Source organism: Collinsella aerofaciens (assembly GCF_028209395.1).
GTDB classification, from domain to species: Bacteria; Actinomycetota; Coriobacteriia; order Coriobacteriales; family Coriobacteriaceae; genus Collinsella; species Collinsella aerofaciens_AZ.
Genome location: NZ_JAQLDQ010000019.1, coordinates 16,367 through 36,598, shown reverse-complemented (window position 1 = coordinate 36,598; position 20,232 = coordinate 16,367). Strand labels below are relative to the sequence as shown.

The 20,232-nt window shown below is 58.7% G+C and carries 17 protein-coding genes; 10 read left to right on the top strand and 7 right to left on the bottom strand.

The genetic code is table 11. From position 1 onward, the window contains the following. Positions 1–159: 159 nt before the first annotated feature. The 5 genes from PMW67_RS07655 to PMW67_RS07635 all read left to right on the top strand — a co-directional run bounded on the left by PMW67_RS07655 (position 160) and on the right by PMW67_RS07635 (position 4,445). Positions 160–1,131, top strand: coding sequence for a hypothetical protein (locus tag PMW67_RS07655; protein ID WP_271739359.1), 972 nt, complete (start codon positions 160–162; stop codon positions 1,129–1,131). Positions 1,132–1,438: 307 nt separating this feature from the next. Then, positions 1,439–1,867, top strand: a complete 429-nt coding sequence (lacA, locus tag PMW67_RS07650) for a galactose-6-phosphate isomerase subunit LacA (RefSeq protein ID WP_271739358.1) — start codon at positions 1,439–1,441, stop codon at positions 1,865–1,867. Positions 1,868–1,930: 63 nt separating this feature from the next. Continuing rightward, entirely contained in the window at positions 1,931–2,455 is a 525-nt protein-coding gene (gene lacB, locus PMW67_RS07645) for a galactose-6-phosphate isomerase subunit LacB (RefSeq protein ID WP_006234831.1), read from the top strand. Between the two features lie 119 nt (positions 2,456–2,574). Continuing rightward, a complete protein-coding gene (locus PMW67_RS07640) occupies positions 2,575–3,456 on the top strand; it encodes an aldose 1-epimerase family protein (RefSeq protein WP_271739357.1) in 882 nt (293 codons plus the stop codon). A 53-nt stretch (positions 3,457–3,509) separates the two neighbouring features. Further along, positions 3,510–4,445 carry a hexose kinase gene (locus tag PMW67_RS07635; protein WP_271739356.1) on the top strand — a complete coding sequence of 312 codons (936 nt, stop codon included), beginning with the start codon at positions 3,510–3,512 and terminating at the stop codon, positions 4,443–4,445. A 351-nt stretch (positions 4,446–4,796) separates the two neighbouring features. Here PMW67_RS07635 and PMW67_RS07630 read toward each other — a convergent pair whose 3' ends face one another. Beyond that, the gene (locus tag PMW67_RS07630) at positions 4,797–6,416 is read right to left on the bottom strand and encodes a UDP-glucose--hexose-1-phosphate uridylyltransferase (RefSeq protein ID WP_271739363.1); all 1,620 of its coding nucleotides are present in this window, start codon (positions 6,414–6,416) and stop codon (positions 4,797–4,799) included. Beyond that, entirely contained in the window at positions 6,416–7,621 is a 1,206-nt protein-coding gene (locus PMW67_RS07625; protein WP_271739354.1) for a galactokinase, read from the bottom strand. Before PMW67_RS07625 ends, PMW67_RS07630 begins: the two co-directional genes overlap by 1 nt. 383 nt (positions 7,622–8,004) lie before the next feature. On the opposite strand from PMW67_RS07625, the gene PMW67_RS07620 reads away from it, so the two are divergent. Together PMW67_RS07620 and PMW67_RS07615 are read left to right on the top strand one after the other, a co-directional pair. Further along, positions 8,005–8,991 carry a LacI family DNA-binding transcriptional regulator gene (locus PMW67_RS07620; RefSeq protein WP_271739361.1) on the top strand — a complete coding sequence of 329 codons (987 nt, stop codon included), beginning with the start codon at positions 8,005–8,007 and terminating at the stop codon, positions 8,989–8,991. A gap of 129 nt (positions 8,992–9,120) precedes the next feature. Then, entirely contained in the window at positions 9,121–10,281 is a 1,161-nt protein-coding gene (locus tag PMW67_RS07615) for an FprA family A-type flavoprotein (protein WP_271739353.1), read from the top strand. Positions 10,282–10,355: 74 nt separating this feature from the next. On the opposite strand, the gene PMW67_RS07610 is transcribed toward PMW67_RS07615, so the two are convergent. Then, positions 10,356–11,159, bottom strand: coding sequence for a DeoR/GlpR family DNA-binding transcription regulator (locus tag PMW67_RS07610; protein ID WP_271739352.1), 804 nt, complete (start codon positions 11,157–11,159; stop codon positions 10,356–10,358). A 334-nt stretch (positions 11,160–11,493) separates the two neighbouring features. Between PMW67_RS07610 and PMW67_RS07605 the strand changes: the two genes are divergently transcribed. Further along, positions 11,494–12,351 carry a class II fructose-bisphosphate aldolase gene (locus PMW67_RS07605; protein ID WP_271739351.1) on the top strand — a complete coding sequence of 286 codons (858 nt, stop codon included), beginning with the start codon at positions 11,494–11,496 and terminating at the stop codon, positions 12,349–12,351. Positions 12,352–12,572: 221 nt separating this feature from the next. Here PMW67_RS07605 and PMW67_RS07600 read toward each other — a convergent pair whose 3' ends face one another. From PMW67_RS07600 to vsr, 3 genes are all read right to left on the bottom strand, one after another. Then, entirely contained in the window at positions 12,573–13,196 is a 624-nt protein-coding gene (locus PMW67_RS07600; protein ID WP_271739350.1) for an HAD family hydrolase, read from the bottom strand. A 56-nt stretch (positions 13,197–13,252) separates the two neighbouring features. Further along, a complete protein-coding gene (locus PMW67_RS07595; protein ID WP_271739349.1) occupies positions 13,253–14,182 on the bottom strand; it encodes an AraC family transcriptional regulator in 930 nt (309 codons plus the stop codon). A 497-nt stretch (positions 14,183–14,679) separates the two neighbouring features. Further along, complete coding sequence (gene vsr / locus PMW67_RS07590; protein ID WP_271739347.1) at positions 14,680–15,669, bottom strand: DNA mismatch endonuclease Vsr; 990 nt, start codon at positions 15,667–15,669, stop codon at positions 14,680–14,682. Positions 15,670–15,817: 148 nt separating this feature from the next. On the opposite strand from vsr, the gene PMW67_RS07585 reads away from it, so the two are divergent. Together PMW67_RS07585 and PMW67_RS07580 are read left to right on the top strand one after the other, a co-directional pair. Next, positions 15,818–16,603, top strand: a complete 786-nt coding sequence (locus PMW67_RS07585; RefSeq protein ID WP_006234847.1) for an ABC transporter ATP-binding protein — start codon at positions 15,818–15,820, stop codon at positions 16,601–16,603. Further along, a complete protein-coding gene (locus tag PMW67_RS07580) occupies positions 16,593–18,815 on the top strand; it encodes an ABC transporter permease (RefSeq protein ID WP_271739345.1) in 2,223 nt (740 codons plus the stop codon). The genes PMW67_RS07585 and PMW67_RS07580 overlap by 11 nt, the downstream gene beginning before the upstream one ends. Positions 18,816–19,144: 329 nt before the next feature. Here the strand turns inward: PMW67_RS07580 and PMW67_RS07575 are convergent, their stop codons facing one another. Further along, the gene (locus tag PMW67_RS07575; RefSeq protein ID WP_271739344.1) at positions 19,145–20,110 is read right to left on the bottom strand and encodes a response regulator transcription factor; all 966 of its coding nucleotides are present in this window, start codon (positions 20,108–20,110) and stop codon (positions 19,145–19,147) included. Positions 20,111–20,232 lie beyond the last annotated feature (122 nt).

Genomic DNA, 20,232 nt, shown 5'->3' with positions numbered 1-20,232 from the left:
CATCCGGAGATAGTCATTGGGGACAGTCTTGGTGCGCTCTGTTCGTCTTCCCGTTCGTTTTTTGCTCGGTGGGTATACTTCCTTTCGCATTAAGCCCCGGACTGAGGAGGTATCCAAATGCCGGATAACGGGTCAATACAAAAAAGAGACGCGCACGAGATGGCTCATGGGCGTCCTGTCCAGATAACCGAGCACACGACGGTAACCGAGCTGCAGCCCAGTCTGTCCGATGTCGTGTGCGCAAACAAAAAGCTGCAGATTGGCTTTATCGTTGCGCTCGTGGTACTGGCGCTGCTGTCGGGCTTTGTAGCTCGTCCGCATTTCGCCGATACCAAGACTTGGGACTCCACCATCGAGGTCATCGATCAAAAGAAGGGCAATGTTTTGGCGCTCACGACCTCGTGCGTCGCCCTATCTGCGGGTATCACTGCGCTGCCGGGCGATACGGGAACGCCGGTTGCCGAGCAGCTCGCGCAGCTTTCGGGTAACTTGGGCATCGTGCTTGCCGTGCTCTACCTCGAGAAATACCTGCTGACCATTTTGTGGTCGGTTGGCCTGGGCATCCTGATCCCGTTTGCGCTGGTGCTCCTTGCGGTGTCGCTCGGCATTCACGGGCGCTGGAGCACGAGCGCCGTCCTGCGCCGCGTGGCGACTCGCGTGCTGGTGGTCGCCACGATCGGCATGGCGTTGGTGCCTGCAAGCGTATGGGTGTCGCAAAAGGTCGACGAAACGTATCGAGTGAGCATCGAAGCGGCCGAGCAAAAGGCGGCCGACGCTGCGGGTACGGCAAATAGTGATAGCTCCAAAGCAAGCAAGAAAAAGACCGAGTCCACAGAGTCCAAGAACGTGCTTGAGCAGCTTGCCGACGGTGCCTCAAGCCTGGTCACGTCGGTAACCAGTGGTGCCAAGCAGATGACCGACGAGATTGTGCAACAGGTGACCGACCTCATCGAAGGCGTCATCGTGATGATCGTGACCTCGTGTGTGATTCCTCTACTGGTGCTCGTGGCGTTCCTATGGCTAGGACACGTGCTGCTGGGGATTGATATCTCTGGCCCGGCGAACTATTTGACGGGCCGCTTTCTGAGCGCTCCGTCCAGACATGCCAAGAAGAGCGGGCAGTCTGAGTAGGCGGCAAAGCGATCTTTGGAAGATCAACCGTGAGAAGGGCGGACGAGACACGTTCTCGGCCGCCCTTTTGTTTGTTGAACACATGGTCGCTACGTCCGTGCCCAGTCCAAACGGTCAGCAATCATCTGTGAACGGTATTTGTTCAAAAAAGAACAAAGATAAACAAATAGTTGTTGCAGTCGCTGTTCGAATGTGTTCAAATAAACATGAACAGTGAAGAACCGCACATTCAGATGCCCGGACCTGAACGCGATTCAACACTTCCAAACAGAAACTACGCACCTGCGTATCTCTCAAGGAGGATGTCATGAGGGTTGTAATCGCTTCCGATGCCGACGGTATGTCGATGAAGGAGTCCATCAAGGAGATGCTCATCGCCGACGGTCACGAGGTCGTCGACTATTCCGAGACCCCTGCCGCGGACTTTGTCGATTCCGCGGCCGCCGTTGCCAAGGACCTGCTGGAGCACAAGGATTCCCAGGGCTTCGCATTCGATAAGTACGGCGTCGGCTCCTATATGGCCGCCGTCAAGATCAAGGGCATGGTCGTCGCCAACATTTCCGACGAGCGTTCCGCCTACATGACCCGCGAGCACAACGGCTCGCGCATGGTCACCATGGGCCCGGGCGTTGTGGGCACCGAGGTCGCCAAGAAGATCGCCCGCGAGTTCCTGCGCGCCCAGTACGCCGGCGGCCGTCACCAGATCCGTGTCGACATGCTCAACAAGATGGCCTAACGAGAGCCACCGAGAACTCGAACTTCTACCTCAACTTGTGAATTCAGACGAAAGGACGTTCTGATGAAGAAGACCATCGCAATCGGTTGCGACCATATCGTTACGGACGAGAAGATCTATCTGGCCGACCGCCTGGAGCAGGCTGGCTACAAGGTGCTCGACTGCGGCACCTACAGCCACACCCGTACGCACTATCCCATCTACGGTAAGGCCGTGGGCGAGGCTGTCGCCAGCGGCAAGGCCGATTTTGGCGTGGCCCTGTGCGGCACCGGCATCGGCATCACCAACGCCGTCAACAAGGTTCCCGGCGCCCGCTGCGCCCTGGTCCGCGATATGACCTCTGCCCTGTATGCCCGTCGCGAGCTCAACGCCAACATCGTGGGCTTTGGCGGCAAGATTACCGGCGAGTTCCTGATGGCCGACATCATGCTTGCCTTCCTGGAGGAGCCCTACGAGAAGACCCCCGAGCACGATGCCCTGATCGCCAAGATCGATGCCTGCAACAAGGCCGACGCCGAGGCTCAGGCTGACCCGCACTTCTTTGACGAGTTCCTCGAGAAGTGGGACCGCGGCGAATACCACGATTAGCGGGTATCCGGCGTAATTAACTAGTCCGTTGACGGCTCGCGTTTCTGTGATGGGGCGCGGGCCGGTTTGCTATCAGCCCCACTGACTTGGCGGGCTGTCGTAAGAAAGGGAAGGCTCCTATGGAGTTTGTTCTTGATAACGGTTCTATCCGCGTGGCACTGAGCACGGCGGGCGGGTCGTTCACTTCTATTACGGCCAACGGCCGTGAGTACCTGTGGCAGGGCGACCCGGCGGTGTGGTCGGGCCAGGCACCCATTTGTTTCCCGATCTGCGGCGGCCTTCGTGACGGTCGCGCAATGACCATGGGCGGCCGCGAGGTCAAGCTCGCCCGCCACGGCTTTGGTCGCAAGCAGGAGTGGAAGCTCGAGGAGCAGAGCGACAACATGGTTGCGCTGAGCCTAAGCTCTGCCGACCATGCCGAGTTGCTTGAGCAGTACCCGTATCCGTTTAAGATCGTTGCTCGTTACACGATCGATGCGGAGAAGGTGGCCGTGTCGTACGAGGTGACCAATGAGGGCACCGAGGACATGCCGTTCTTTGTGGGCGGTCACCCTGGCTTTAAGTGCCCGCTTGACGAGGGCGAGTCCTACGACGACTACGAGCTCCGTTTTGAGCAGCGCGAGGCCGCCGAGCTCTGTACTGCCGTTCCCTCGACGGGCCTGATTGATGTTGAGCATCGCAGCAAGAACCCGATGGTTGGCCATGACCTGCCGCTGACCCACGAACTCTTTGACTTCGCAGAGACCATCTTTGACGTGCTCGAGAGCCGCGTGGTTACGCTGACCAAGAAAACCGAGGACAAGGGCGTGCGCCTGACGTTCCAGGATATGCCGTACCTGATTGTGTGGAGCAAGCCCGAGGGCGACTTTGTGGCCGTGGAACCGTGGGGCGGCCTGTCTACCTGCTCCGACGAGGACGATATTCTGGAGCACAAGCGTGGCTGCCTGGTTGCCAAGCCGGGGGAGACCGTCACCCGCGGCTTTGAGATCGAGATCCTTTAACGAGCTATCGTATGTTTGGGGTGGGTCATGCCGCCCCGGAACAGGAGTTCAATATGATTCTGACCGTTACCATGAACCCGTCGATTGATACGCGCTATCAGCTCGACAAGCTGGTCATTGACGACGTTAACCGCGTCACGCCCGAAAAGACCGCTGGCGGCAAGGGCCTCAACGTGAGCCGTGTGCTGCTGCAACTGGGAGACGACGTGCTCGCGACTGGTCTGCTTGGCGGCCACATGGGTGCCTATATGGCCGAGCTTATGGATGCCGACGGCGTCAAGAACGACTTTGTGCCCATCGCCGGTGAGACGCGCATTTGCCTGAATATTCTGCACGAGGGTAATCAGACCGAGCTGCTGGAGAGCGGCCCGCAGATCGCCCCGGCCGAGCTCGAGGCCTTTACGGCCAAGTTCGCCGAGCTCGCGGCGAAGGCGGACGTTGTGACGCTTTCGGGCTCGCTGCCGCGTGGCGTCGATGCCGGCTACTATGCCGAGCTCGTCAAGATCGCCGAGGAGGCGGGCGCCAAGGTGCTGCTCGACACCTCGGGTGCATCGCTGGAGGCCGCGCTGGAGTCCGACGCTAAGCCTGAGCTCGTAAAACCCAACCTGACCGAGATTAACGGCCTGCTGGGTACGTCCTTTACGACCGATGATGTCGATGCCCTGCGCGAGGCGCTTGCCGCCGATGGCCGCTTTGCCGGTATTCCCTGGGTTGTCGTTTCGATGGGCGCTGCCGGTTCGGTGGGCTTCCATGAGGGTCGCGCGTTCCGCGCCAAGACGCCCGCGATTGCGGCTGTGAACGCAACGGGTTCCGGCGACTCGACCATCGCCGGTTTTGCGCATGCCATTGCTGCTGGTGCCGACGACGTCACGGTGCTCAAGACCGCCAATACCTGCGGTAAGCTCAACGCCATGGATCCCAAGACCGGCCACCTGGTCATGGACCGCTGGGACGAGATCTTCAACAACGTTGTCGTGACTGAACTGTAGGGTTACGCGGTTTTACCAAACCGCGTAACGGCGCGACGCTGCAAACGCCCCTAAGCGGCAATCTGACGTTCAATCGTCGGGCATGACCAAAAGGTCAATGCCCTCCTCTTTCACGTCACCTTGCTCGCTTAGGGGCGTTTTCGCTGTCGTTGCCAAGACACCGGCGTTGCCTTGGTCGCAAGTAGTCATTGGGGACGCTCTTTAATGACTAGTCGTTTAAGAACGCCCCTTAAGAATGACCCCAATGACTACACTCAAAAACGGCGCCCGTCGGCGATGTTGCCGGCGGGCGCCGCTGTCGTGTGGGTGTCTATGCTGTGCGGGCTGCCGTTGAGCGACCGGGTCTGTGCTCTACAGTGAGTCGATAAAGCGCTGTTGGGCGGCGCGTCCTGCTTCGTCCCACTTAAAGACGCCGGCGTTGTCGAGTACGTGGCCAAACACCACGCCGACCTCTTCGTGCAGGATATCGATGGCGTTATCCGCCGTAAGCTCGTCGGCGCGTCGGGCAAAAACATCTTCGGCCCATGCGGCGTGGCTGCGGCAAAGGTCGTCGCCCTCGAGCGCGCCAGCAAGGTCGTAGCTGGCATCTGCCTTGGCTGCCAGCAAGTGCTCGCGGACAGCACCGAGCTCGGGGACCAAGCGTGGCGGCAAAATGGCCAGGCCCATGACCTCGATCAGGCCGATGTTCTCCTTCTTAATGTGGTGATACTCGGCATGCGGGTGGAAAACGCCCAGCGGATGCTCGTCGGTCGTGATGTTGCAGCGAAGCGCCAGGTAGGCTTCGTAAATCTCGCCGCCGGCGTTGCCGCGGGAGTCCACGCGGCGAATGACGGGCGTCACGGTGTTGTGGGCCACGCCGTCGGCCGTGTGTGCGATAACGCCCACGGACTCGTCGGTCCACTCGCGCCAGGCGAGGATAATCTTTTCGGCGGCGTCGAGCAACTGGGCGCGGCCGTGCGAGCGCAGTCGCAGCACCGAAAGCGGCCACTGCAACACGGTGCCGCTGACCTGGTCAAAGCCGGGCACGCTAAACTGCGAGACCTCGGCGGCATGCATCATGGGGAACTCGTGCGCGCCACCCTGGAAGTGGTCGTGCGACAAGATCGAGCCGCCCACGATGGGCAGGTCGGCGTTGGAGCCGATGAAGTAATGCGGGAACAGGTCGACAAAGTCGAGCAGGCAGGTCAGGCCCTTGCGGTCGACGTGCATCGGACGATGCTCGGAGCTCATGGCAATGCAGTGCTCGTTAAAGTACGCGTACGGGCTGTACTGGAAGCCCCAGCGCTCGCCGTCGAGCTTAATAGGGATAACGCGCAGATTCTGGCGGGCGGGATGGGCGCCGCCGTCGGCTGCAGCGGAGCGTCCGGGATAGCCCTCGTTTTCGATGCAGAGCTGGCAGGCGGGATACTTCTCGCCCGTGTTTTTGACGGCGCCGGCCGCGGCAATATCGCGCGGGTCCTTTTCGGGCTTTGACAGGTTGATGGTAATCTCGAGGTCGCCCCAGTTGGTGGGGGTGCTCCATTTGATGTTGCGCGCGATGGCGGCGCGGCGCACGTAGCCGGCGTCACAGCATAGGCCGTAGAACCAGTCGGTCGCGGCGCGGGGCTCGTCGACGCCCATGCGGCCGTTGAACTCCTCGTTTACAATCGAGGGCCTCGGCATCAGCACGCCCATGATGCGCATGGCGATGCGGTCGCGGCCCGATGCCGTGTCCTCGGCGGCACCGTTGGCGACGGCGGCCTCGGAAAGCGCGGCAAGCGTGCCCTCCAGGTCAAAATCGGGGAGCGTATCGGGGTGCAAGAGCGAGAGCTTCTCGTTCTGCAACGCCCAGGTCATGTCGAGCGCGGGGCCCGTGGCGCCGATGCACTCCAGAATGGTGTTGTAGGCCCAGATGCGATCGTCCTGTCCGATCATCGATCGGTGGATGGCATATTCGATAAGGCCCTGCGCAGCCTCGCGCACGTCGGTCATTACAGCCATGTCGCGTAAGCCCCCTTGTCAGAAATTGCGTAGTGGCGGGCAGAGCCCTCGCCCAGCCAGCTGTTCATCTTGGTGATAAAGGTGTCGACCAGATCGAGTGGCACAAAGGCCTGGATGGTGCCACCAAAGCCGCCGCCGTGGATACGGACGGCGCCGCGGCCGTCGAGCACGTGCTCGGCCAGCGCCAGGGCATACATGGAGGGTTGCTCGGAACCCAGTTTGGCAACAACATTCTGCAGGTACATGGCGGAGCTGGCGCCGGACTCGCGCGTCAGGACCAGGAACTGGTCAATGTCGCCGGCGTTCAGAGCTGCCCAGCGCTTGTCGACCAGGCCGTTCTCGTACCAGTAGTGAACGGCGCGCAGGCAGGCACGGTCGCCCAGCTTGGCGCGCAGCTCGGGGAGTTTGGCGTCAAAGTCGGCCACGTTTACCTCGCATAGGCGTGCCTTGCCAAACTCGGCGGCGACGTCTTGCATCTCGCGCGGAACGGCAGCGTAATCGTCGGTGGCGGCCACGTGGTCGGCACCAACCTTAACGAGCACGAGCGCATAGCCGTGATCCTCAAAGTTGAGTTCGAGCTTCTGGGTTTTAGGCTGAGCCTGGTCCTCAAAGTCCATGTAGGCAAGGCCGCCCAGGCACACAGCGGCCTGGTCCATCAGACCGCAGGGCTTGCCATAGTAGTTGTTCTCGGTGCGCTGGCTCATCTGGGCGAGCGCGACGGGCTCGATGGCGGGTGCGCCCCAGAGCGTCTCCATGGCGCGACCGTATGCCGCCTCGACGGCAGCGGAGCTCGAAAGGCCGCCGCCCGAGGGGACGGAGCAGGTGAAGGCGAAGTCAAAGCCCTGGGGCTCAACACCCAGGGCAGCGATTTCGTGGGCCATGCCGCGTACGAGGCTCGCGGACGTGCCCTTCTCGGACTCTTGAATATCCAGCGTGTCGAGCGTGATCTCAAACGTGGGATAGCCCTCGTCGGCAACGCGAACCTTGTTGGTGTCGGTCGCCACGGCAATGCCGTCGACAGCGACATCGAGCGAGCCGGCGATAACGTGGCCGCCCTCGTGGTCGGTGTGGTTGCCACTGATCTCGGAACGGCCGGGCGCGTGCACATAGAGCACCTGGCGATCGCCGATGGGGCCAAACTCCTCCTCAAACAGCTTGGTGAGCGTGGCGAGTGTCTTTTCGTCGGGGGTGGTCATGGGGGTCCTTTCTTTGGTGCGCACGGATGAGTTTTGCGTCGTTATGAGTACGTTAACAACTTGAAGCGGCATGAACCAAGTGTTCACGATACCGCACGTTACGGGCTATGTTAACGTACTCATAACATAACGCTTGTCACTTTTTGAGAATCTGGTAATCGGTAGAAATACAGCCGTGAACGGTACTGTCGTATGGACTTATAAAGCAGAAGAGATGCAGGTCGAAAAAGTAGAGTACGTTAACATGCGTCCGACGATAGCGGGCCTCGGCGTGGGATGTATTTCTGCCCGGGCCGGCATACACGCTATTCAGATCTCGCAAGGGTGAAGGTGATCCTGTGGCAAGGCGCCCGTCCAACGATATTAGTTCGCGTCCGGTTTCCATGGCCGACGTTGCCCGCGTTGCCGGTGTTTCGCAGCAGACGGTTTCGCGCGTTGCCAACGGATTGCCCAACGTGAACGAGCAGACGCGTAAGCGCGTGCAGGCGGCCATGCAGGAGCTCGGTTTCCGTCCGAGCTATGCCGGTCGCTCGCTGCGCGACGGCCGTTACCATTCGGTCGGCCTGTGCGTCAACGATGTCACCAAGTTTGGCAACCTCTCAATGATCGACGGCATCGCCAGTGCTGCTCGCGAGCATAATTGCGCTATCACGCTGGTCGAGATGTCCAAGACCGAGGAGTTTTCGCTTGCCGAGGCCACGCGTCGTATGGCCGCATTGCCGGTGGACGGCATCATCATCGGCATGAGTCGTATGGCGCCCGATTTTGAGACGTTTGATCCGTTGCCGGGTATCGGCACGGTCATCGTTACCATGTACGCACATCCGCGCGTGACCACGGTCGATTCCGACCATTACGGCTGCTCGCTATTGCTTATGGATCACCTGTTTGAGCTAGGGCACGAGCAGATTCGCTATATTGGCGGCCCGTCATTCTCGGTCGACGAGCAATTTCGTCGCGCCGGTTGGCAGGATGCACTCGAGCGTAAACACATCGAGCCGGCAGAGCCGCTCGAGGGCGACTGGTCTGCCAACAGCGGCTACGAGGCCGGCAGGTACCTGGCCGAGCACGATCGCACCATGACGGCGATTTACGCGGCAAACGACCAGATGGCAAATGGCGCGATTGCAGCGCTGCGCGATAGCGGTCTGCGCGTGCCCGAGGACGTGAGCGTGGTGGGCGTCGACGATTCGCTCGATGATTTTGTGGCACACAACGAGCTCACGACCGTTCGATTCGATTTGCATCAGCGTGGACGCGAGGTGTTCGAGCACGCGGTTCCCAAGGCGGGGGCAACGGACAAAACCGTTGCCATTCGTATTCCCGGCCAGCTTATCGTTCGACATACCACGGCAGCTCCGCGCACATAGTTTTTGCAGGTCAATGGCGATATATTCCGCCTCAATAACAATCGATAAGGATGCTGGCAGATAGCCGTGGCTATGAAGACGAGTGCTATGATAGACGGGCTCTTTTGTCTATCTAGGAGGCTTTGCCTGATGGAGATCACCAAGGATATCCGCTACATTGGCGTCAACGATCACGACATTGACCTGTTCGAGGGCCAGTACGATGTGTCCGAGAACGGTATGGCATACAACAGCTACGTTATCTTGGGCGAAAAGATCGCTGTCGCCGATTCAGTCGACGGCGGTTTTGTTGACGAGTGGCTCGGCAACCTCGAGGCCGTGCTCGATGGCCGCACGCCCGACTACCTGGTTGTCCATCACATGGAGCCCGATCACTCCGCCGGCATCGCCGCCTTTATGGAGCGCTATCCTCAGGCGCAGATTGTTGCCAGCATGGGCGCCTTCCGTATGATGGTCAACTACTTTGGCACCGACTTCCCCGAGCGCAAGATGGTCGTCAAAGATGGCGACGTGCTCGACCTGGGCGGCCACAGCCTAACCTTTGTCGGTGCCCCCAATGTTCACTGGCCCGAGGTGCTCTTCTCCTACGAGTCCACCGACAAGGTGCTCTTTAGTGCCGACGGTTTTGGCAAGTTTGGCGCCAACGACATCGAGGATCCCGAGGGCTGGGCTTGCGAAGCGCGCCGTTACTACTTTGGCATCGTCGGTAAGTTCGGCAAGTTCGTGCAGGCCGTCCTCAAGAAGGCCGCCGACCTGGACATCCAGATTATCTGCCCGCTCCACGGCCCCGTGCTGACTGAGAACCTGGGCTACTACCTCGACACCTATAACACCTGGTCGAGCTATCAGCCCGAGGACGAGGGTATCACGATTGCCTATGCGAGCGTGTACGGGCATCTGAAGGCTGCCGTCGAGGAGCTCGCATCTGCGCTTGAGGCTCGCGGCCAGAAGGTCTCCGTCTTTGACCTGGCTCGTGACGACATGGCCGAGGCCGTTGAGGATGCGTTCCGCTACGACCGTCTGGTGCTCGCCTCCATCACCTATCAGGGCGAGATCTTCCCGTGCATGAGCACCTTCATCCATACGCTCGCCGAGCACGCCTACCAGAACCGTACGGTGGCGCTCGTCGAGGCCGGCTCTTGGGCACCCGCGGCTGCCAAGGTTATGACCAAGGAGCTCGAGGGCATGAAGGACATCGCCCTGGCGCAGAACAAGGTGACCGTGCTGGGCTCGCTCAACGACGCCTCGCGCGCTCAGATCGAGGCCCTCGCCGACGAGCTGTCCAAGTAGCGACACGTTCACTTTTGACGCTCAACCATCACAACCACCACAAAGGGGACAGGCACCTTTGTGGTGGTTTTTATTTAGTTGGCGGCGATGATGAGGGCTGGACGTGCGCCGTCGGCGGTCTTGGCGATTGAGGTGGCGACGGCGCCTTCGGGGTCTCGGTCCATCACGATGGCGTCGACATCGGTCAGCTCGGCAAAGCGGTACATGCCGCGTCCGTTAACCTTGCTGGCGTCCATGAGGGCGACGCTTTGATGGGCCGCGACGATCATAGCCGTTTTGGTCTCGGCCATCTGCGGAAAGTCGGTCGTAAAGCCGCAGCTGGAGACAAAAGCGCCGGGGCACATGACGGCCAGATCGGCATGGACCATTTGGAGCGCCTGCATGGTGAGCGGTCCGTACAGATAACGATGGCCTTTGCGCAGCGCCCCGCCCAGCATGACGACATCGACCGAGGGCATGCTCTCGTCGATATAATCGGCGATGGTAATGTCGGCCGTGATAACGGTGATGCCGTTGCGTTGATCGAGGAGCCGGACGAATTCGAGCGCCGTGGTGCCCGAGTCGACGAGCAGCGTGTCGCCGTCATTGACGAGCTCGATGGCGCTTTGCGCGATGGCCTGCTTGGCGGCGACGTTGACATTGATGCGGCGATCCTGCGTGGAAACAGTCAGACGCTTGTGGAGCGATACGGCGCCGCCATGCGTGCGGCGCAGCTTGCCAGACTCGGCGAGTGCGTCCAGGTCGGCGCGAGCGGTGACAGAGGACACGCCAAAGGTTTGGGCAATTTCTGCCACCTGCACCGAGGCGTTATGCTCGAGCATCTCCATGATGGCGGCACGACGCTCATCGGCGAAGGCTCGGGTTGTCGCGTGGGCCATAGCTGCTCCATTCTCGGCCAAATTTGCAGGAATTGTGTTGACTCTATTTTCGTTCATTTTCTTTTTGAGTAAGAAAACACCTTTCGATTACTTATCTTTTCTATAAAAGAAAGACGCTGAACGCCCAAAATTCAATATCGAACATGTCCGCTCGGCTCCAATTCCTTCCGTTTACTTTTCAAAAACGACTGTATTGACCTGCATGGGCTCAATATCTCGCGCGTGCAAAGCCGCTGAATTTCATACAATGAGCGCAGTAAAACGCAAGGTAAAACGCCTTGTGAACAACTACGCCCGATGTCCAGATGCGGGCGAGGGAGAGGAGCAAACGCTCATGGCACTTGTTACCACCGAAAAGATGCTCAAGGACGCTCAGGCCGGTCACTACGCCGTCGGCGCGTTCAACGTCGAGAACCTCGAGTTTGTTATGGCCGTTCTGGCCGCTGCCGAGGAGACCAAGTCCCCCGTCATCATGCAGACCACCCCGGGCACCATCAAGACCGCTGGTCTGGACTACTTCTACGGCATGGTCAAGGCTGCTGCCGAGCGCGCTTCCGTGCCCGTCGCTCTGCACCTCGATCACGGCGATGGCTATAACCGCTGCATGCAGGCTTTCCGCACTGGCTATACCTCTGTCATGATCGACGGTTCGCACGAGTCCTTCGAGGACAACATCGCTCTGACCAAGTCCGTCGCCGATGCTGGCCGCGCCATGGGCGTGCCTGTCGAGGCCGAGCTCGGCAAGGTTGGCGGCAAGGAGGACGACGGTCCCGCGGTTGAGGGCGAGAGCCCCTACACCGATCCGGCCGAGGCCAAGGAGTTCGTCGAGCGTACCGGCTGCACCTCCCTCGCAATTGGCGTTGGCACCAGCCACGGTGTGTACACGAGCGATCCGCACATCGAGCAGTCCGTGGTCAAGGCCATCCGCGACGCCGTCGACGTGCCGCTGGTCCTGCACGGCACCTCCGGTGTGCCCGATGAGCAGGTTGCCGAGGCTGTGAAGAATGGCATCTGCAAGGTTAACTACGCCACCGAGCTGCGTCAGGCCTACACCAAGGGCTTCATGGCCTACATGGCCGAGAACCCCGCCTGCTTCGACCCCAAGAAGCCGGCCAAGGAGGGCATGCGTGAGATCACCGAGCTGGTTAAGATCCGCATGACCAACCTCAACTCTGTGGGCAAAGCAGAGTAACAGCAAGGGTACTCCGACTCGCTACATATCCCGGGGAGGGACGAGGGTTTAGTTCCCCAATCGTCCTCGGGCATGCAAAAAGCCTCGCTGCGCACTTCGTGCGGCGAGGCTTTTTGCCCCCTGCGGAAAGATTGGGGAACTAAGCCCTCGTCCCTCCCAGGTTGACCTACTCGAGGTCGTCGCCCTTGTGGCGTTGGGGCTGAAAGGGTGGGGCGCGGGGGTTACTTGGTTGTTAGGGGTAGCAGGTCGTTGGGGGTTTTGAGGTTGTAGGTGGCGTTTGGGATGTCTTGGTGTGATCCCCATGCCGCTCTGGCAAAACTGACCCCTGCCGAAGTTGCGCATTGTTCGTCGTAGACGGTGTCGCCAACGTAGACGACGTTGCCAGGATTCGCGCCCGTACGCCGGAGATATTCGAGCATGGGTGCGGGTGCGGGTTTATGTTCGGTTGTGTCTTCGACAAGGATGATGTGCTCAAAATACTTATTGAAACCAAGGGGTGCAATTTCTTTTGCGTATTCGTCGCGCGCACGTGAGGAGACGATGCCAAGTTTGCAGCCGCTATCGGCGAGTGTTGCGATGACTTCAAGCAAACCTGGAAACACGCTGATGGTGCTTTTAAAGCTGGCGGCAACTTGGCACCAGCGATCCAACGTTGCCTGCGAGTAGATTCCAAGTTTCTCAAGGGCATCCTTGCCGGGTATGCCGAGGGCAAAGTCAAGCTCGTGTCGGGGGAGCGTTTTGCCGGTCTCTTCTTGGACAATCTGGACAAGCGATGATAGAACGCTTTCTTCTGTATCTGCCAATGTCCCATCAACGTCAAATACGATATGGTCAAAGTGCTTCATATGATTGCTCCTCTCTGTTGTTTGCCTGCAAGTTTGATGCGGTGACAGAAGAAGGGCTAGCGGGATTTCTGCCTAGTACTATCGAGATTCTGCCTCGCTCCTCGATAGCTCGAAGGAGTGCATCCCATTTGTTCTTTAAATACCTGGCCAAGATGGCTTGCTGTCGCAAAGCCGCATTGGCGCGCGACTGTCTGGACCGTTCGCGTAGTGTGTGCCAAAAGTTCGCAAGCACGGTTTACGCGGTATGCGCGCAGATATGCCGCCGGGGTCGTTCCTGCACAAGTTTCGATAATGCGGTAACACTCTCTTTCGCTTACGCCGGCTGCAGATGCCATCTGGGGCACATCTATAGCGGCTGCATAGTTTGCGCGGATAAAGTCCAGGATTGCCTTGAACTGTACGTCGCGGCCGGTCATCCAAGAGGCGCCGTCGGAGGAAAAGAGCGGTTCGGCCTTGGCGTAAATCTGAATCCAGAGCTCTGACAAGTTATTTCGAAGCGCCATCTCGTTCTGCGGCCGTTGAAGGTCGTGGCTAAAGGAGCTCTTCAGCAAATCGATAAAGGGCATATCGTCGGGGTTGGTGGGCGACCATTTGAGCACATCGACGCCTCGACATTGCAGCAAGGGATTGATATAGCGCTTTTGAAGGCGTCCCGCGGGATCGCCGAGCATCGACGGCTGAAAGATATGCAACATTTGAATGGCTGGTGCCGAATTGGCTGATTGCAGCGTGCTGTGCAAAACGCCGCCGTTGATAAAGCCGGCGGACCCTTCCTCAAAGCGTACGTGCTCATGAGCCGCGCGCGTTCGATAGTCAATCGCTCCCTGCTCCATGTAGAAAAGCTCAACCTCGGAATGCCAGTGCCAGGGGACGGAATTGTCCGGATAGCGAGCGAATTCTGCGCGTTCGGCAATATAGGGCCAGTCTTCGACGGTCTCGGGGAACGCTTCCTCGCGTCCTCCGCGGTGCAATTCTATGTGATCCATGTTTCGCATGGCATCAGTATAAAGCGCGATGGGCTTAGATTGCTCATGCCTGTTCGGGGAACGCCTTGTCTAGGGATGCTTGGAGCTTTTCGAACGATGCTCGCAAGTTGTGCCTCTGGTTGGTCGAGCGTTTGGCTTTTGTGGTGGGGGAGTCGAGGAGGCCGTTTCTCTGTGTCGGGGGGAAGGAGAAAAGGTCTGCATGTTTTAGGGATGGCTGCCGTGTTACGGCATTGGAAGAATGCATGCTTATGCGGCCTCCTCGATGTCCACCAAAAGGTTGCGCTCGGGGCATGCTGCTAGGCCCCGTGCGTTGGCAATATTATGCAGCGGACCGTTCAAAGAAGCGCTAAAGAAAGGCTTAACCTGGTTTGGTGTTACGATGAAACCGCAGGTCAAGGCTATTGAGTAACACTCTTGAAAGGTTTTGAGCTTAAGGGCTTTCTAAGGTTTGTGGCGTAGACGTGGCGCGGACATGCGGAGCGTGTGAATGCTCGCTGTTAGCGTTGCGGTGCCGCGGCACGCACCTGCTCGATGACCTTTTCCATGGTGGCGTCGATGCAGTCTTTTTTGAGCTCGCATTCCCAGATGGTTATGGGTGTCCAGCCCATTTGAGTGAGTGCTGCCACGGCAGCGCGGTCGCGCTCGACGTTGCGGCGGAACTTTGCCTCCCAAAACTCAACATTGCGCTTGGGCTGGCTCGGATTGCACTTAGGGCAGCGATGCCAAAAGCAGCCGTTGACGAAGATGGCGATCTTGCGCCCGGGAAAGGCGATGTCGGGCTTGCCGGGAACCTTCCATTCCAAGCGATAACCCGTAAGGCCCGCGGCCCGTAGGCGTTGTCGTACGAGCAGCTCGGGTTTGGTGTTCGCACGCTTGTTGCCCTTCATGGACTTTTTGATGGCGGCGCGACGGCGGACCAGTTCGCGCTCGTCAGCGGAGAGGTCCGAGGTATCGATGCCGTCGAGCAGGCCGGGCTTGGGACGCTTCTTGCTGCGGCGCTTAGGTGCGCGCTTGGGTTTGGTGGCGGGCTCGTCGGTCGCGGTGGCCTCGGCGTTGTTGGCAGTGCCGTTGGCCTCAAGCCGATCTTCCTTCAACTCAATCAGAGCATCGATAAGCCCTTTGTCGGCGGGCATCCACTCAACGGTGGCAAGCGAGGTGCGCGGAATCCAGCGGATATCAAGCTGACGGTCATGCTTCTGGGGCTCGCCAGACTCTTTGGCCAGCGAGCAGTAGTAGCACTCCATGGAGAGATGGAAATCGGGGTAGTCGTACTCAACGGTGTAAAAATCGCGCAGGTTGGTGACTTTTACCTGCAGCTCTTCCATGAGCTCGCGGCGTACGGCGTCCTCGGGCGTCTCGCCGCGCATGAACTTGCCACCGGGAAACTCCCAAAGTCCCTGCATGTCGCCATAGCCGCGCTGCACGGCAAGCAGCTCGTCAGATCCTTCCTTGCGAATGATCCCAGCGGCAACATGAACAGTCTTCAACAGGAGTCCTCCCTCAACATCAACACATAACAGGGCGGCTACCCGTACCTTACACAACGGTAAGGCAAGCGTAAGCCATATCGATGGTAGCCGACTCGTCTTCTTGCGACTATAGATGCCGTAGACTAATCGCAAGAAAGGACTCGGTATGCAAACCACGCACATGGCGACCCCGGTACTGGAGGTCGCGCATCTCGAAAAGGTATATGGGGCGCTGGGCAACGTGACCCGCGCGCTCAACGACGTCAGCTTTACCGTCAACCGCGGTGAGTTCGTGGGCATCATGGGCGCTTCGGGCTCGGGCAAGTCGACGTTGCTCAACTGCGTGTCGACCATCGATAGCGCCACGAGCGGCACGATCCGCATCAACGGGCAGGACGTGACGCGCATGAAGCAGGCCAAGCTCTCGCAGTTTCGCCGCGAGGAGCTCGGCTTTATCTTCCAGGACTCCAACCTGCTCGATACGCTCACGGCACGCGAGAACATCGCCCTGCCGCTCACCATTGCCCGCACAAACTCGGCAGAGATCTCGACCCGCGTGCAGGATGTGGCAGCGCGCCTGTCCATCAGTCAGGTGCTCGACAAGTATCCCTACCAGATGTCCGGCGGCCAGCAGCAGCGCGTTGCCGCGGCTCGCGCGCTCGTCACCGACCCCACCATGATCATGGCCGACGAGCCTACCGGCGCCCTCGACTCCAAAAGCGCCCGCCTGTTGCTCGAGAGCCTAGAGGCCCTCAACCGCCGCCTGCGCGCCACCGTGCTCATGGTCACGCACGACAGCTTTGCCGCCAGCTACACGAGCCGTGTGCTGTTTATCCGCGACGGCAAGATCTTCACCGAGCTGCGCCGCGGCGACACCGACCGCCGAGAGTTCTTCGACCGCATTATGGAGGTCGTTGCCATGATGGGCGGTGAGGGCTCCGATGCTCTGTAAACTCGCTTGGGGCAACGTCCGCCGCGCCGGCCGCGACTACCTCGTCTACCTTTTGACGCTCACCCTGGGCGTCACGGTCTTCTATGCCTTTAACACCATCTCGATGCAGGTCGACATCGCCGGAATCGATGAAGAGGGCTTGGCGCAGGTTATGGGCAGCATGCTCGGCGACCTGACGTACTTTTTGGCCGGTGTCATGGCCTTTTTGATGGTGTATGCCAATAACTTCATCATGAAACGCCGCAAGAAGGAGTTTGGCCTGTATCAGGTGCTCGGCATGGGGCGCGGACGCGTCGCCACGATCATGGCGCTCGAGACGGTGATTGTCTCGGTCGTGGCCTTTGTCGCCGGCATTGTGCTGGGTGTGGGACTCTCCCAGCTCATGACGTTCTTTACGGCCTCGCTTTTTAAGACACAGATCGCCAATTTCCACTTCTTTTTCTCGGTGCATGCGTTCAACCTGACCCTTGTCTGCATGCTCGTGATGTTCGTACTCACGTTACTGCTGAACCTTCGCGCCGTGCGTCGTACCAAACTCATCGAGCTTATGGGTGCCGAGCGTCGCAACGAGAGTATCAAGACGCGCAACCCCTGGATTGCGATTGCCATCTTTGCCGTGGGCGTGGTGCTTGTGGGCGTGGCCTATTACCGTCTGCTACGTGATGGGTTCCCGCTAACCGCGACGGACAGCAAGCTGCAAGAGGCCATGAACCAGTTTGGCATTACGACCGCTATGGTTACCGTGGGCACCTTTGCCCTGTTCTGGGGACTCTCGGGCATGCTCATCAAGCTGCTGCAGAGCCTGCGCGGCGTGTATTGGCGCGGCCTCAACATGTTTACCGTGCGCCAGCTTGCGGCCAAGGTCAACACGGTGTGCTTTTCGATGGGCGTCATCGCGATGCTCCTGTTTTTGGCCATCACCTCGGTGACGTGCGGTATGTCGATTGCCAATGTGATGAACGAAAACCTGGAGCGCTATAACCCTGTTGACGTGTCACAGACGTATGTCTATTACACGCCCGATACGCTCGACTACTACAAAGAGTACATCAATCCGTCTGAAGCCGATCGCATGGTGCTGGCCGATAGTACGGTCGATTTGTACTCCGCATGGCACGGCGATCCATGGCACGGCGATCGTAAGGGCAAGTCGGCGGGCAACAACGACGAGACCGGCAAGAAGGTCAATATCGCCGATGTTGCCGGTGAGCATGTGCAGATCGATTCGTATCTGAGTTACCCGTTTGGCGGTTCGAATCCTTCGGTGACCCCAAGTGAGATGTGCAAGATCATGGGCGAAAAGCTTCCCAAGGCGTTCGGGGGTAGCAATGCCGATACGATGGGTCTGTTTGTGACGCCGGCGAGCCAGTACAACAAACTGCGTCAGATGATGGGTGAGGAGCCGGTGCACATCGGTCACGACCAGTATCTGCTCACGTGTGATATGGGCGGCGAGCTGGTCGACCTGTACACCAAGTATATGGCTGGTGGCCATGCCCTTACCTTGGGCGGGCATACGCTCAAGCCCGCAACCGATAAGTCGGACGAAGATACGGCGGCCATCGCCAACTCGGCGATGGGCAGTAATCCGGGTACCGTCGTCGTTGCCGACGAGCTGTTGTCCCAACTTAATCTGCAGCCGTATTCCAGTAGCCTGCTCGTTAACTACAAACAGGGGATGGATACGACCGAGGCAGACGAGAGCATTAAATACACTCTGCTCGACGATCTGCTCGTTGACGGCAAGAAGCCGGGGTCGTGGGGAACCTTCATCACACGCTCCGAGATGTACACGCAAGCAGCGCAAATGAACGGTCTTATTAGCTACCTAGCCATCTACATCGGCTTTGTATTGGTCGTTGCATGCGCGGCGATTCTGTCGATCCAGCAACTCTCCAACGTGGCCGATGGCAGCCGCAGCTATCGTGTGCTGGCACAGATCGGCTGCGACGACCGCCAGATTCGCCATTCGGTGATGGCGCAGCAAGCGGTATTCTTCCTGTTCCCGCTGGCAGTGGGCCTAGCGCACTCCTTTGTGGCACTTAAGGTGATCATCGAGCTGGTGAGCATATTCGGAAATATGAGCATCGGCGGCACCGTGGGCCTCACCTGTGCGATCTTCCTGGCAGCCTATGGTGGCTACTTCCTGGTGACGTACCTCATGAGCGCCGGCATGGTACAAGCTGCCATCGCCACCCGCTACAGCGAGTAACAAGCGGGCAAAACCGTCGCAAAACCAACGCGAACAGCCGCCGCGAACGGGGTCCGGACCCTTTTCGCGGCGGTTTTTTGTCTATCGGATGCCTCTCAGATGCAAGTGAGTAGACTTTTTTGGACTTGTCGAGCACACCGCGCCAAACGCTCAATAAAACCGCAGGTCAGGGCGGTGGTGTTTTGGGGCGTGCTCGGCATCCCGCCAAAAGCCTACTCACTTGGTTTTACTGCTAGAAAACCGCCGCGAGGGAAAGTAGCTCCCTCGCGGCGGTTTTGGCATTTGCCCAGATAAAACCTGCCAAAATAAACCTGTCCCTTTTTGGTAGGTTATCGTTTCCAAAAGTGGAGGATGAGCGTCGTGCGGTTTTGCTGCTCAGTTTTGACCAGGATGTTGTGGATATGGGTCTTGACGGTGCCCACGGCAAGGAAGAGCTCGTCAGCGATCTCTTGGTTCGATTTGCCCAACACAACCAGACGCATGACTTCGGTTTCGCGGTTGGAGAGCTTGTAGGCGTTGCGATAGAAGGGCATCTGCTCTTCGATGTGTCGATCAAGATCGCTGACGTTCTTTTCCTCGGGCGCCTCCTGCATGCGAATCGAAGGCACGTGATAGGCATAGATGATCAGCAGAATCGCAAAGTAGCACGCAAAGTTGTTCTCGCTAAAGTTGCGCTCGGACAGGTACAGCTGCAGCCAAGAGGGTATCAGGCTCATGGGAACAACAAGGATGTTGTAGAAATCCTCGGCAACGATGCACCCGACCAGAATGGCGCCGATAATGAGGTGCTTTCGTTGATTGTTGACGCGCGCCTTAAGCTCGACCTGCGTGCTTTTATGCGCCGTCCAAAAGATATACAGTCCCACAAATACAAGGAATACCTGACGCATCGTGTAGTAGAGCCATTGATGCATGGGGCCGTAGGGGACAGCGACAATGACCAGCAGCTCGCTCAGGAAGAACGTTGCGACGGGAATAACAAACTGCTTTTTTGAATGTTTGTCGAGCAAGTCCATGGCAATGAGCCAGATAAAAGCTTGTGAAGCGGTCGCCACAAGGGTCCGCAACACAGGCATGGTAATTGAGTAATAGTCGCTGGCTGGAAAACTCTGGTTTTGCAACGTGTATTCAAAAAAGAAGATCTCGGTCATCTCGATGGCATAGCAAATAAAAACGCCGCTGCCATAGATAAAGAAGCGTCGACGAGACGAGGCATAGGCGGCAAGCGAAAGCACTGCCGTCACAATACAGATCACGAGTATCGCTAGGGTATAGAAGAACATCAGGGTGTTCATCTGCCACCGTCCCATCTCATTTCATCTATGGCCGAGCCCTGTATACCTTGTGGGATATAGACGTCTCAACCCTTCGTTCCATTGCGGATTAGGCGCCGAGATACAGCATAGCCGTATACCGT